The organism is Gordonia hongkongensis, assembly GCF_023078355.1.
Taxonomy (GTDB): domain Bacteria; phylum Actinomycetota; class Actinomycetes; order Mycobacteriales; family Mycobacteriaceae; genus Gordonia; species Gordonia hongkongensis.
The window spans coordinates 1,586,544-1,600,230 of sequence record NZ_CP095552.1; the positions used below are offsets into that span (position 1 = coordinate 1,586,544).

Annotated in this window: 13 protein-coding genes; 9 read left to right on the forward strand and 4 right to left on the reverse strand. The window is 69.5% G+C overall.

Annotated features, from left to right (window positions below; translation table 11 throughout):
• The first annotated feature begins 1 nt into the window (after position 1).
• Positions 2-814 carry a protein kinase domain-containing protein gene (locus tag MVF96_RS07190; RefSeq protein ID WP_247451769.1) on the forward strand — a complete coding sequence of 271 codons (813 nt, stop codon included), beginning with the start codon at positions 2-4 and terminating at the stop codon, positions 812-814.
• A 77-nt stretch (positions 815-891) separates the two neighbouring features.
• On the opposite strand, the gene MVF96_RS07195 is transcribed toward MVF96_RS07190, so the two are convergent.
• Positions 892-2,466, reverse strand: coding sequence for a serine/threonine protein kinase (locus MVF96_RS07195; RefSeq protein ID WP_247451770.1), 1,575 nt, complete (start codon positions 2,464-2,466; stop codon positions 892-894).
• 90 nt (positions 2,467-2,556) lie between these two features.
• On the reverse strand, positions 2,557-2,862 hold the full coding sequence (locus tag MVF96_RS07200; protein WP_058251465.1) for a hypothetical protein: 306 nt from the start codon (positions 2,860-2,862) through the stop codon (positions 2,557-2,559).
• A 203-nt stretch (positions 2,863-3,065) separates the two neighbouring features.
• Between MVF96_RS07200 and MVF96_RS07205 the strand changes: the two genes are divergently transcribed.
• From MVF96_RS07205 to MVF96_RS07235, 7 genes are all read left to right on the forward strand, one after another.
• A complete protein-coding gene (locus MVF96_RS07205) occupies positions 3,066-3,929 on the forward strand; it encodes a universal stress protein (RefSeq protein ID WP_247451771.1) in 864 nt (287 codons plus the stop codon).
• A 76-nt stretch (positions 3,930-4,005) separates the two neighbouring features.
• Positions 4,006-4,455 carry a redox-sensitive transcriptional activator SoxR gene (soxR, locus tag MVF96_RS07210; protein WP_065630178.1) on the forward strand — a complete coding sequence of 150 codons (450 nt, stop codon included), beginning with the start codon at positions 4,006-4,008 and terminating at the stop codon, positions 4,453-4,455.
• A gap of 56 nt (positions 4,456-4,511) precedes the next feature.
• Positions 4,512-5,540, forward strand: a complete 1,029-nt coding sequence (locus MVF96_RS07215) for a patatin-like phospholipase family protein (RefSeq protein ID WP_247451772.1) — start codon at positions 4,512-4,514, stop codon at positions 5,538-5,540.
• Positions 5,537-6,766 (forward strand): MFS transporter, encoded by a 1,230-nt coding sequence (locus MVF96_RS07220; protein ID WP_058251462.1) that lies wholly within the window; start codon positions 5,537-5,539, stop codon positions 6,764-6,766. The genes MVF96_RS07215 and MVF96_RS07220 overlap by 4 nt, the downstream gene beginning before the upstream one ends.
• Before the next feature lie 34 nt (positions 6,767-6,800).
• On the forward strand, positions 6,801-8,033 hold the full coding sequence (locus MVF96_RS07225; RefSeq protein WP_247451773.1) for an arginine deiminase: 1,233 nt from the start codon (positions 6,801-6,803) through the stop codon (positions 8,031-8,033).
• A 13-nt stretch (positions 8,034-8,046) separates the two neighbouring features.
• The gene (locus MVF96_RS07230; RefSeq protein WP_065630240.1) at positions 8,047-8,433 is read left to right on the forward strand and encodes a GntR family transcriptional regulator; all 387 of its coding nucleotides are present in this window, start codon (positions 8,047-8,049) and stop codon (positions 8,431-8,433) included.
• Positions 8,434-8,464: 31 nt separating this feature from the next.
• A complete protein-coding gene (locus MVF96_RS07235; protein ID WP_176455887.1) occupies positions 8,465-10,246 on the forward strand; it encodes a BCCT family transporter in 1,782 nt (593 codons plus the stop codon).
• A 62-nt stretch (positions 10,247-10,308) separates the two neighbouring features.
• On the opposite strand, the gene MVF96_RS07240 is transcribed toward MVF96_RS07235, so the two are convergent.
• Entirely contained in the window at positions 10,309-11,622 is a 1,314-nt protein-coding gene (locus MVF96_RS07240) for an aminotransferase class I/II-fold pyridoxal phosphate-dependent enzyme (protein WP_078112218.1), read from the reverse strand.
• Positions 11,623-11,713: 91 nt separating this feature from the next.
• Between MVF96_RS07240 and MVF96_RS07245 the strand changes: the two genes are divergently transcribed.
• Positions 11,714-12,130, forward strand: coding sequence for a DUF5313 domain-containing protein (locus MVF96_RS07245; protein ID WP_068972385.1), 417 nt, complete (start codon positions 11,714-11,716; stop codon positions 12,128-12,130).
• 24 nt (positions 12,131-12,154) lie between these two features.
• Here the strand turns inward: MVF96_RS07245 and MVF96_RS07250 are convergent, their stop codons facing one another.
• A complete protein-coding gene (locus MVF96_RS07250; RefSeq protein ID WP_418930438.1) occupies positions 12,155-13,684 on the reverse strand; it encodes a dolichyl-phosphate-mannose--protein mannosyltransferase in 1,530 nt (509 codons plus the stop codon).
• Between the last annotated feature and the right edge of the window lie 3 nt (positions 13,685-13,687).

The following is a 13,687-nucleotide window of genomic DNA, read 5'->3' on the forward strand; positions in this document are numbered from 1 at the left end:
CATGCCAGAAGTCGAGATCCCGCAGCAGCTGGCGGATTTCACGGTGCTCGAGAAGCTCGGCATGGGGGGCAACGGCACGTTCTATCTCGCCGTACCCCCCGCGCGACTGGGCCTGGCCACCGACCGCGTCGTGGTGAAGGTCTTCAGCGGCGTCTGCAGCGACGACGCCTACCGCCGCGGGGTACGCGAATTGCGGGCGTTCGCCGCCGTCGTGTCGCCCTACCTCGCCGGGCTCTACGACGCCGTGCTGCAAGGCCAGTTCATGTATGCGATGGAGTATTTCCCGCTCGGCTCGCTGGGTAGTCCGGCGCGCGAGCTCAGTCGAGACGAGAAGCTGGCGGCGATCGCGGACGCGGCGCGCGGCGTGGACGCCTTGCACGAAGCCGGTATCGCGCACGCCAACGTCACGCCGTCGAGCATCATGGTCACCGAGACCGGCGGCAAGATCTCCGATCTCGGTCTGGCCCGGGTGCTGGCGGCCGACGAGCCCATCACGAGCTTCGCCCAGCCCGGGGCGGTGCAGTACATGGACCCCGCATTGTTGGCCGGCGATGTGCCGTCGCGGGCGACCGACATCTGGTCGCTCGGGGCGTGTCTGCACCGTGCCCTCACCGGCGACGGGGTGTACGGGGAGGTGCCGGACACCCAGCCGCTGCTGGCGATCCGGGCGGCGCTGTCGACGCCGCCGGCACTCTCGGAGAACCTGGACCGCGACGAGCGCACCCTCATCGCCAACTGTCTCGCCCTCGCCGGCTCCCGTCCCTCGACCGCGATGGAGGTCGCCGTCCGGATCGACGGGCTGCGCGGGCGCTGACGACAGACGTCATCGGGCGGTTCGCGCCCCCTGCTCCCTGCGTCACGAAGGGTCGACCTTCGTCTCGGTCACGGTCGTCAGCCGAGGGGCGCCGTGCGCCACCAGTCGTCGAGGATGTCGCGGCCGGTGTGTCCGGGCCACGTCGTCACCAGCGTGTACTGCGCATGCGCTGGCCCGCTGAAGTTGGTGACGACCCAACCGTCGACGACGCTGTCCCGGCTCGCCGACGCCGGACCGTCGCGCCAGCTGATCTCATTCCCGGGGTAGCCCTTGAGGCCGGTGGTGACGGCAGCGCGTGATGGTGATGTCGGCGTGTGCCACACCACGAATCCGACGTTCGCGACGTCGGTGCACGAGATCCCGTCGATGCCGTCGCGGACGACGGGCTCACAGTCGGCATCTCCCCACCCCGGCGCCTCGGGCGTCTCCGGCAGGAGTTGCGGGAAGGCGGCGGCGATAGGGGCGACGCCCGCCGGCCACGGCGGCGGTGTGGTGCGCGCGCCGAGCAGCATCACCGTTCCGACGACGACCGCGACGATCGCCGTGGCGACGAAGAACGGCGCGATCAGCCGTCGTCGACGCATCGACGGGGAGGCCGTCGGCGGGGGCGCCAACGGTGGGGGTGTCGGCGGCCGGTTCACCGGCCCGGCCCCCCGCGGCCGGTCGGTGACGACCTCGGTCGGCCGATCCGGATGACCGGCGGGCTGGAACACGCGCGGGACGCCGGCGGCCGGCCCCGCGTCCACGACCTCCGTCGTGTCGGAATCGGTTGCGGCGGACTCATACTCGGATTCAGGGTGGCTGGCGGGGATGATCTCGGTCGGCGGTTCGCCGTCGGAGTGGGTGAGGTGCAGGGCGAGCTCGGCCGCTCGGACGAATTCCGCGCAGGTGCGGTATCGGTGTTCTGAATCGGCGTCGAGCGCCCGTGCCAGCACGGCGTAGAACGCCGGCGACACTGCACCCGACACCCGGTGCCGAGCGACCGAGCTTGTGCCGGTCACATTCGGCCCGCTCGCTTCGCTCCCGGCGCCGGTGAGCATTTCGACGAGGGTACGTCCCAACGAGGCGACATCGGCTGCCGGGTGCGGCATCTCGTCGCCCGCTATCGGTGCGGTGAGGCCGAAACCGGTGAGCGTGACGGCACCGGGCACCGACGCCCCGGCGACGGTCGGGTCTGCGGAGCCGTTGAGCAGGATGTCGGCGGGGGAGACGTTGCCGTGGACCAGGCGCCGGCGATGGGCCGCGTCGAGCGCCTCGCCGACGACGGTGACAACGCGCACCGCCAGAGCGATGTCGATGCCGTCGGGGTGGCGCCGGATCAGCAGGGCGGCGTCGGAGGCGGGCACGGGAGCCACGGCAACCCAGGCGCGTCCGTCGACGATGCCGTGTCCGGTGATGCGCGCGATCCCGGGATGCGCCATCGCGGAAGCCTTTTCGATCGCATCCCGGAACCAGTTGCCGTACGCGGGAGTAATCGAGGCGGCCCGGTCCACGACGGTGAGCAGCACGCGCTCGGCGGGCGCCCCCGGATATGGGGCCGTCGCCAGGTAGTCGGCGCCGGCGACGCGTCTGCGCAGGAGGCGCTCGATGCGGTGACGCCCGACGAGAGCGCCCGGAGGAAGTGGTTCGTCGTGGGTCGGACCGACGGACACGGCGCCTCCCTCACCTCACGTGAAAGGACCGACTCTACCGGTCAGAGGGCGTCCACCGGCGCGAACAGGCGCCGGGCGACCCCGCCCGGGTCATTCGAAGAGGACCGGCGCGGAGTTGAACAGCATGACGATGAAGAAGAACAACAGGAACCACGCCGCCCCCTGCCACACCTGCCAGCGACCGTTGCGTTTCCAGACCCGGTACGTGCGGTACAGCATGGTGCTCGCGCCCAGGAGAACCACGACGGGAGAGGCGACGACCAACACGGTCTGGAGGGGATCCGACGACGCATGCGCGAAGAACAGCAGGCCGAGTCCGAGTGCGACGGTGATCCCGATGTGGATCATGATTGCGCGAAAGTCGTTGGTGCCGTTCTGCGGAAGGGGTGACGTCATGGTGTCCGCCAGGTTACACGGCGCCCGAATCGTGGAGAAAGCGACGGTGGTCGGGACCTCGTACTCATTGCCGCGGCAACGGCGCCGGGGCAGGATGGGGGCCGGGGCCGATACCGGGCCGTCCGGGGCGAGCCCGGGCCGACCCGCGGCCGAACCGAAGACCCCGCCAGGGGCCGTCGCGATCAGAGGAGATGAGCCACAACATGAATGCGATACTCGTCGGCGTGGACGGGTCGGACGCGGCCACGGGCGCGGTGCGCTGGGCGGCGCGGGCGGCCGCTGCCGAAGGTCTCGACCTCAAGGTCGTCGGTGCGTACGACGCCAGCACGAGTGACTACGCCCCCGGCCTGATCATCCCGCAGGACGTCGTCGACGCCATCCGCCAGGACGCCTCCGACGCGGTCCATGCGGCCGCCGACGCCGCCAAAGAAGCGGCACCCGGCGTGACGGTCGCCACCTCGATCGTCGACGGCGACGCCGCGCGCGTGCTGCTCGAGCTGGGCAAGGACGCCGCGATGATCGTCGTCGGCACGCGCCGTCTCGGCAGCGTCAAGGGCCTCTTCCTGGGTTCGGTGAGCACCAGTGTCGCCGCTCACGCACACGGCCGGGTCACGGTCGTCGCCGCCGAGGGCAACCCCGACGGACCGGTGGTCGTGGGGGTCGACGGTTCACCGGTCAGCGATGCCGCGGTCGCCGAGGCGTTCCGGCAGGCCTCGCTGCGCAACGTGCCGCTCCGCGCGGTACACACCTGGACCCCGCTCGACGCGGACGCGCTCCACGGGTACGGCATCGGCGCCGACGAGGTGGCACGGATGACCCAGGACGCGGTCGAGGTACTCGCCGAGCGCCTCGCCGGATACGCCCAGGACTACCCGGACGTGACGATCGAACGATCAGTCCTGCCCGAGGAGCCGGCGAAGGCGCTGCTCGACGAGGCGGGCGCGGACGCATCGCTGCTCGTGGTCGGCAGTCGCGGCCGCGGTGGCTTCCGCGGACTCCTGCTGGGCTCGACCAGCCAGAAGGTGATGCACCACGCCGACTGCCCGGTGATGATCGTCCGCACCTGACCCCACGGTGAGCGCTGCCCGTCGTCCCCGGTCGCGCACCGGGGACGACGCCGTCGGTGGCGCATACCATCGACCCATGACGCTGAAGAAGCTGGAGCTCTCGGTCGGCGAGCTGGCCCAGCGAGCTGGGATCGCCCCGTCGGCGGTCCGCTTCTACGAGGACCAGGGCCTGATCTTCAGCCGGCGCACCTCCGGGAACCAGCGCCGGTATCACCGGGCGATGCTGCGGCGCGTCGCATTCATCCGCGCGTCGCAGGTCGCCGGGATTCCGCTGTCGGTCATCGGCGAGGTGCTCGCCGAACTGGGCGACCACGAGTCGCCCCCGAAGTCGATGTGGGAAGCGGCGTCCAAACGCTGGATGGACGACATCAACCAACGCATCGCACTGCTCGAGAACATGCGGGACATGATCGGGTCCTGCGTGGGTTGCGGTTGCCTGTCGCTCGGGGAGTGCCATCTCCTCAACCCCGGCGACGAACTGAACAAACTCGGCCCGGGGCCGCGGCGACTCCTCACCGAGCAGTAGCCGTCTCCGCCAGTTGCGATGTCGGGGAGCAGAACAGGCGGCGGTACTGTTGGCCCATGGCTCGACCGTCGCGCGTGGCGCTGGCTCTGGGAAGTGGCGGCGCCCGCGGTTACGCGCACATCGGGGTGATCGCCGAACTCGAGGCGCGGGGGTTCGAGATCGTCACCGTCGCCGGCTCGTCGATGGGTGCTCTCGTCGGCGGGTTGTATTGCGCGGGGAAACTCGACGACTACGTGGACTGGATCTCGGGTCTGTCCCAGCTCGACGTCGTCCGGTTGCTCGACGTCTCGCTGACCAAGCCGGGCGTCATCGGGGCCGAGCGGATCCTGCTGCGGGTGCGGGAGATCCTCGGAGACACCGCGATCGAGGACCTGCCCGTCCCGTTCACCGCGGTCGCCACCGATCTGAACGCCGGCCGCGCGGTCTGGTTCCAGCGCGGTGTCCTCGCCGACGCCCTGCGTGCGTCGATCGCGATCCCGGGCGTCATCAGCCCGCACGAGCACGGTGGGCGGCTGCTGGCCGACGGCGGGATTCTCGACCCGCTGCCGGTGGCGCCCACCTCGACGGTGCCCAGCGATGTGACCATCGGCGTCATCATCGGTTCCGACGGTGGCCCGGAAGCGGGCGCCACGCGCGAACAGAAGGCCAGGGGACTGCTGCGGCGCAACGTGGCGCCGATCCTCGACAACGAGTTCATCCGCGCGGTCCGCGACCGGCTCGGCCACGAGATGCCCTCGGAGGAGGCAGCGGCGTCCGATGCGGCGGTGGCCGCCACCGGTGGCGGCGCCGTCGCGGTCGATGCCGCGGCCGAGCCCGGCTCCGTCCCGTCTGCCGAACGGGTGGCGCCCGCGTTCGGCGTCGACGAACCGGCCCGGATGGGACGCGTGGAGGTGCTGAGCCGGTCGCTCGACATCATGCAGGAGGCCCTGACCCGCTACCAGGTCGCCGGCTATCCGCCCGACGTGCTGATCCGGGTACCCCGCCGGACGGTCCGCACGCTCGACTTCCACAAGGCCTCGGAGATGATCGAGCTCGGCCGGACCCTCACCGCGCGGGCCCTCGACGACCTCCCCGAGCTGCCATGAGGCAGATCCCCCGCGGCATCTGGGTGCTGCTGTCGGCGAACGTCGTCATCGCACTCGGATACGGGTTCATCGCGCCCGCGCTGCCGACCTTCGCCCGCACCTTCAACGTCTCGTTCACCGCCGCGACCGCGGTCATCTCGGCGTTCGCGGTGATGCGCCTGGCGTTCGCGCCCGCAACGGGACGGTTGGTCACCGTCTTCGGCGAGCGGCGCATCTACCTGACCGGTCTGCTGATCGTCGCGGCCAGCACTCTGGCGTGCGCGTTCGCCCAGTCCTACTGGCAGCTGCTGATCTTCCGCGGTCTCGGCGGCATCGGGTCGACGATGTTCAGCATCTCGGCGATGGCCTTGCTGATCCGTATGGCGCCGAGCGACATTCGCGGTCGCGTGTCGGGCTTCTTCTCGGCGGGGTTCCTCATCGGCAGCATCACCGGTCCGCTCATCGGGGCGGCGCTGGTCGGCTTCGGACTCCGGGTCCCGTTCGTGGTGTACGCGGTCGCGCTGCTCGTCGCGTCGACGGTGGTGGCCACCCAGTTGCGGGAAGTGATCGCACCGGATCAGGCCGACGGCCCGACGGGCGGGCTGATCGGTTTCCGGACCGCCTTGCGCGACAGCGCCTACCGGGCGATCCTCGCGTCCAACTTCACCCAGGGCTGGGCGTCGATGGGGGTCCGGGTCGCGGTGGTGCCGCTGTTCATCACCGAGAGTCTCGGTGCCGGAGCGGGAATGGCGGGAATCGTGCTGGCGATCTACGCCGCGGGCAACGTACTGGCGATCCTGATCGCGGGCCGTCTGTCGGACCGGTTCGGACGGCGACCCATCATGCTGCCCGGACTCGTCATCACCGTCGTCGCCACCATCGCGCTCGGGTTCTCGCCGAACGTGGGCGTCGCACTGGCGTTGTCGGTGGTCGCCGGGGTGGGCTCGGGACTGTTCGCACCCACCCATCAAGCCGCTCTCGCCGACGTCCTCGGCAACCGTCAGCAAGGCGGTTCGGCGCTGGCCGCCTACGGCATGTCGTCGGACCTCGGTGCCGTCACCGGTCCGGTCATCGTCGGATTCGTCGCCGATCGGGTCGGCTTCGGGCCGGCGTTCGTGCTGACCGGGGTGGTGGCCGCGGTGGCGCTGGTCCTGTGGATCTTCGCGCGCGAGACCGCGCCGGTGATCGTGGGCGACGGTCCGACGATGACTCCGACCGACACGAAGGCCCGCGCAGACGATGAGTGATGTGCGCGGGCGGACGACGAATTACGGTTGAGCGATGACCGCGCCCGCCTACGACTACGCCCTCGGCGCCGACTCGGAGGTCGGCACCCTGCGAGCGGTCATGTTGCACCGCCCGGGCGACGAGTTGCGCCGGCTCACCCCGCGTAACAGCGACCAGCTCTTGTTCGACGGGCTGCCGTGGGTCGGGCGTGCGCAGGAGGAGCACGACGCCTTCGCAGAGGTGCTGCGCGAGCGGGAAATCGACGTCTATCTCCTCGGTGACCTGCTCGCCGAGACCATCGCCCACAGCGGTGCGGCCCGCATCCAGGGCATCGCCGCGGCGGTGAGCGCGCGGCGGCTGGGCACACACCTCGCGGAAGACCTCGCGACCCATCTGCGGGGTTTGTCGCCGACCGACCTCGCGTACGTGCTGACGGCCGGGATGACGTTCGACGAGCTGCCGATCACGCCCTCTGCCGAGCGGTCCTCGCTCGTGCGTCGGATGCACCACGGACCCGAGTTCGCGATCGAACCGCTGCCGAATCTGCTGTTCACCCGCGACAGTTCGTTCTGGATCGGCGGACGGTTCGCGATCACCTCGCTCGCGCTTCCCGCTCGCGCGCGGGAGACGTCGCTCACCGATCTCATCTACGCCCACCACCCGCGGTTCACCGGCGCCCGGCGCGCCTACGAGTCGCAGGTCGCGCCCGTCGAGGGTGGCGACGTGCTGCTGCTCGCCGCCGGTGTGGTGGCCGTCGGGGTCGGCGAGCGCACCACGCCCGCCGGGGCAGAAGCGCTGGCGCGCAGTCTGTTCGACGACCACCTGGCGCACACCGTGCTGGCGGTGCCGATCGAGCAGTCGCGCGCCTTCATGCACCTCGACACCGTCTGCACGATGGTCGACACCGACGCCGTGGTGATGTATCCCAACATCCGCGACACCATGTCCGCATTCACCCTCGTGCACGACGCCGCGACCGACGCGGTCCGGATCACCGGGGAGCGGCCCTTCGTCGACGCCGCCGCCGAGGCGATGGGCATCACCAAACTGCGTGTCATCGACACCGGGCTCGATCCGGTGACAGCCGAGCGGGAGCAGTGGGACGACGGCAACAACACCCTCGCCCTCGCACCCGGGGTGGTGGTGTCCTACAACCGGAACGTGGAGACCAACCGGCGACTCCGGGACTCGGGCATCGAGGTCATCGAGATCGAGGGTCGGGAACTGGGATCGGGCCGCGGTGGGCCGCGGTGCATGTCGTGTCCGTTGGCCCGTGATCCCCGGTGAGGAGGAGTATCCGGTGACCCCCGACACCCCGGCGGCGCTCGACGCACTGCAGATCGACCCGGCCTCCGACCGGCCGCCCTTCGAGCAAGTACGAGTCGGCATCATCGAGCTCATCGAGTCCGGCGAACTGCTCAGCGGCGAGCGTCTGCCGACGGTCCGGGCGCTCGCCTCGCGGCTCGGCGTGGCCGCCAACACGGTCGCGCGGAGCTATCGGGAACTCGAGGCGGCCGGCGTCATCGAGACCCGCGGGCGGCAGGGCTCGTTCATCAAGGCGGGTCGCCACGATGCGCTCGACGCGGGTTTCGCGGCTGCCAAGCAGTACGTCGAAACCGCTCGCGAGCTGGGCCTGGACGATCCCGTGATCGTTGAGATACTCAACCGTGCGCTCGGGCGAACTTGAATACCTGAACCGAGATTGATTGGCTTGACGAATGACAAGTGAACAGGATGTGATCACCGGGCGTCCGAAGCAGACACTGGACCCGGTGGTCTTCACGGTCACCGCGGTACTGGTCATCGCGTTCGTGATCTGGGGGATCGGGGACAAGGAGAGTCTCAACACGACGACCACCGAGGTGCTGGGTTGGATCACCAAGAACCTCGGCTGGCTGTTCATCCTCTCCGCCACCGGCTTCGTGATCTTCGCGGTGTTCCTCGCCGTGTCCAAGTACGGCCGGATTCCGCTCGGCCGCACCGGGGAGAAGCCGCAGTTCCGCACCGTGAGCTGGATCGCCATGATGTTCAGTGCCGGCATGGGCATCGGCCTCATGTTCTTCGGTGCCTACGAGCCGCTCTACCACTTCGCCAGTCCGCCACCGGAGATCGGCTCCGACGACATCCGCGCGGCCATGGCGACGACGATGTTCCACTGGGGCTTCCACCCGTGGGCCATGTACGCGGTCGTCGGGCTGGCGCTGGCCTACAGCACGTACCGGCTGGGCCGGACCCAGTTGATGAGCGCGGTGTTCACCCGGCTCCTCGGACCGCGGGTGGCCAACGGCCCGGGCGGGAAGATCATCGACATCCTCGCGATCTTCGCGACGCTGTTCGGGACGGTGGCATCACTCGGCCTCGGCGCGCTGCAGATCGGATCGGGACTCGACACCCTCGGTTGGGTCAACGAGCCGACGAAGATGCTGCTGGTCGCGATCATCGCCATCCTCACCGCCGCGTTCGTCGCGTCGGCCGTGTCGGGGATCGCGCGCGGCATCCAGTGGCTGTCCAACATCAACATGGTGCTCGCCATCGTGCTGGCACTGTTCGTGTTCGTCGTCGGACCGACTATCTTCATCCTGAACCTGCTGCCGACGACCCTCGGCGCCTACTTCACCGATCTGACGAGCTTCGCAGCCCGCTCGGACGCCACGATCATGACCGAGGAGGGTCATCAGTGGCTGGCGGACTGGACGATCTTCTACTGGGCGTGGTGGGTGTCCTGGACCCCGTTCGTGGGTCTGTTCCTCGCGAAGATCAGCCGCGGCCGCACCATCCGCGAGTTCGTGATCGGTGTGATGGTGGTACCCACGACGGTCTCGCTGGTCTGGTTCTGCGTCTTCGGCGGTACCGCGATCCATCAGGACATCGAGGGCACCCTGGCGTTCGATCCGGCCACCGCGGCCAGTGAGAGCACGCTGTTCGACGTGCTCGCCCACCTGCCGTGGACCGGGGTGGCCTCGGCGCTGGTGATGATCCTGGTCGGCATCTTCTTCGTCTCCGGCGCCGACTCCGCGTCCCTCGTGATGGGCACTCTCTCGCAGCGCGGCGTCGAACACCCGTCGCGTCCCCTCACCGTGTTCTGGGGTGTGCTGACCGGTGTCGTGGCTGCGCTGCTGCTGGCCATCAGCGGCGACGACGCCCTCGACGGCATCAAGACGATGGCGATCATCGCCGCGTTGCCGTTCGTCGTGGTGATGATCGGCATGTGTCTGTCGCTCTATCTCGACCTCCGACACGATCCGCTGATCGTCTCCCGCCACGTGCTGACCGCTCAGGTCGACGAGCATGTCCGGGACCAGGCCAACGCCATCGCGACCGGGGAGCTCGAGGCGATCGATGCCGACGCGATACGACACCTCGAGAAGATCGACCCCGACTACGTCGACCAGGCAAACGGATCGGCGCCCGCCGAGCCGACGGTCGACCCGGGGCCGGACGACGAGCCTCGGGACAAAGGCACTCACGGCACCGACCGGTTGACCGGACCGACGGTGTGACAACCCCCACCGGGGTCGGCAACCGATCCCGGTGGGTGAGTCGTCGTCGGGTCGGTGGGTCCTCAGCCCTGTCCGACCGCCCCGGCGAGCGCTGTGCCGAAGGTCTTCGCGGTCGCCCGGTCGAGCCGGGAGGTGGTGACGCGCAGACCATTTCGCTGCTCGGCCCCGTCGACGGCGAATACCGTCCCGGGTTGCACGGCCCACCCCAGGCGCGCCAGTTCGACGCCGACCCGCTCCGCGGGCACCTCGGGCGGAAGATCGACCCACACGTTGATCCCGTCGGGCGGTCCCATGGTCGACGCCACCCCCCGGGCATCGAGCACGTCGATGAGAAGTCGTGTGCGACGGGCGTATTCGAGGCGTGCGGTGGCGATGAGCTCGGTCGTCGCCGGATCGGTGAGCAGGTGCGCCGCGGTGGTCTGCAGCAGGTGGCTGACCCAGGGGCGGCCGGAACGCAGCCGGGCGTCGAGCGCGGCGGCCGTGGTCGGGTCGGCATCGACGAGCGCGACCCGCAGATCCGGACCCAGGAATTTCGCGACGGACCGGACGACCGCCCAGTGTCGGCTGTTGTCCGGGATCACCCGCTGATAGTCGCGAACCGACAGGAGTGAGAAGTGGTCGTCTTCGATGACGAGCACCTCGGGGTATCGCTCGAGAACCGTGCGTAGTTCATCGGCACGAGCCGCGGAGAGGGCGATCCCGCCGGGGTTGTGACCGCGGCAGGTGACGATGACCGCTCGGGCGCCCGCACCGAGCGCCCGCGCCAGATGATCGGGGCGCATGCCGTGCTCGTCGAGCTCCATGGGGAGCGCGCGGTACCCGTTGACGCGGATCGTGCCGACGCTGGCGAGGAAGCACGGATTCTCCACTGCGACGCAGTCGCCGCGGACGAGGTGGGTGTTCAGCAGCCGCTCCATCGCGTCGACGGCTCCGTGGGTCGCGATGAGTTCCCCCCGTTGCGGGTGCTCCCCGAACAGCACCGACGCCGCCTCCCGCAGTGCCGGCGCCACCGCGGCGGTTCCGTACATCGTCGGTCGGTAGGGGGCCGCGGCGATCGCGGCGCGCAGGTCGGGCAGGAGATCGGGATCGGGATTGCCATCGGCGAGGTCGATGGTGTCCGCGGGAGCGGCGAGTTCACTGCCGGGGTGGAGCCGGTCGGCGACCACCGTTCCGCCCCGGCCGCGGGTGTCGGCGGCGCCCACCGAGACGAGCTGCCGGTACGCAGCGGCCACGGTGTTGCGGTTGACTCCCAACTCGGCTGCGAGTTCACGGATCGGCGGCAATGAGTCGCCCGGTCGCAGACGGCCGGAGACGATGGCGTCTCGCACGCTCTGGACGATGGCCTGCACCGTCTGCCCGGTGATCACGACGCTCACCACGACCTCCCTGCTGATCAAGATCACGTTCTTTTGTCCTAGGACAAATGCTACGGTGGTCGCACGGCACCGAGATCAGGAGTTGTGCGCCATGAACCGAAGTCCCGAATCCGCCCGTCCGACCTGGGGTCGCCAGGTTGCCTACTGGTACGGCGGGCGACTGCCCGCCTCGATGACGGAATGGGTCGGCAACGACCTCGCCGGTCCCGGTGCGTCCGTGCGGATGGTCGCCCGGTGGTCGATACCGTGCATCCTGCTCCTGCTGCCGATGTTGTTCGTCCCCGCCCCGTGGGGAGTGCGGATCACCATGACGATGCCGATCCTGCTGTCGTACCTGTTCTTCTCCATCGCCCTGAACCGGGTCTACCGTCGCTACCGACTGGTCCAGCACGGACTGGACCCCGAGCTCGTCAACGCCGTCGATCGTGTGAAGAACGCCGACCTGTACGCCGAGTACCACCGGAAATACCGCGGCGAGAACGGCCGGCCGGTGTCCGTCTCCCGGTAGGGGACCAGGCCGCGTCACGGTTGCTCAGCCCCAGCTCGGCAGCCAGATCTGCTGCCGCCACAGGCCGGGCGGGATCGGGGAAGCGGTGAGGATCGGCCACAACCACACGAAGTTGGTGACGACCAGACCCACGTAGATCGCCACCACCATGATCGCGAGGGCCCGACGCTCGGGCCGAGCGCGGGCGGTCGCCGCGGCCGAACGCAGCAGGTCGCCGCAGCACAGCGCGAGGCCCATCACGAGGAACGGCGCCAGCACGGTCGCATAGAAGAAGTACATCTGCCGGTCCAGGGCGAGGAACCACGGCAGGATCCCGGCTAGGTAGCCGACCAGGACCGCCGCGTACCGCCAGTCACGCCGCACGATCCACGACCACAGTCCCCACAGCAGCATCGGCAAGGCCAGCCACCAGAGAGCCGGTGACCCGATCAGCATCTGCGCGCGCACGCACTCGCCCGCGCCGCACTGGTCGGGACCGTTCTCGAGCGCGTAGAGCATGGGGCGCAGGCTCATCGGCCACGTCCACGGCTTGGACTCCCACGGATGTTGGTTGCCCGCCGAATTGGTCAGCCCCGAATGGAATTCGAGGATTCCCGACTCGTAGTACCACAGCGATCGCCAGGCGCCCGGCACCCAGGCGAACGGTCCGTCGGAGCCGATCGTGTTGCCCACCTGATAGCGGTAGACGGCCGTCTCGCTGTTGAACCAGGGCAGGTAGGTCAGGAAGTAGATGACGACCGGCATCACCGCGAGGCTCGCGCCGCTCGGCACGACGTCGCGCACCAGGGTGCCCACCCAGGGGCGTTGCACGTGGTACGCCCGGCGGGCGGCCACATCGAGGCCGATCGCCAGTGCGGTGAAGAAGATGACGTAGTAGATGCCCGACCACTTGGTGCCGCAGTTGAGCCCCAGCATCACGCCGGCGACGAACCGGTACCACCGGAAGCCGAGGCGCGGCCCGAAGGGACTGTCGGCGATGCGGCCCTCGCGGTACACGCGGTCCATACGCTCCCGCACCTGGTCGCGGTCGGCGACGAGCGCGGCGAAGGTGGCCACGATGAACAGCGTCTGGAAGATGTCGAGCATGCCCATCCGGGACTGCACGAACAGCACGCCGTCGCAGATCGCGAACACACCCGCGATCGCTCCGACGAGCGTCGAACGCGTGAGCCGCCGAACCGCACAGTAGATCAACACGATGATGAGGACGCCCGAGATGGCCGGTGCGACGCGCCATCCGAGCGGGCCGTAACCGAAGACCGCCTCCGAGGCGGCCAGCATCCACTTGCCGACCGGCGGATGCACGACGAGGCCGTACGCCGGGTTGTCCTCGATCCAGTTGCCGCCGGTCAGCACCTGCCAGCCCTGCGGGACGTAGTGCTTCTCGTCGAAGACCGGCGTGCCCTTGTCGGTGGGGTGGGTCAGGGCCCAGAAGCGGGTGATGGTGGCCAGCAATGCGATGACCACGCCGACGAGGAGTCCACGCCCGCGGTCGGGGGCACCGAAGAGCGGTGCGGGCACGTCCGGGCCCAGGCGAGGTGGCACCCGATCGATCCT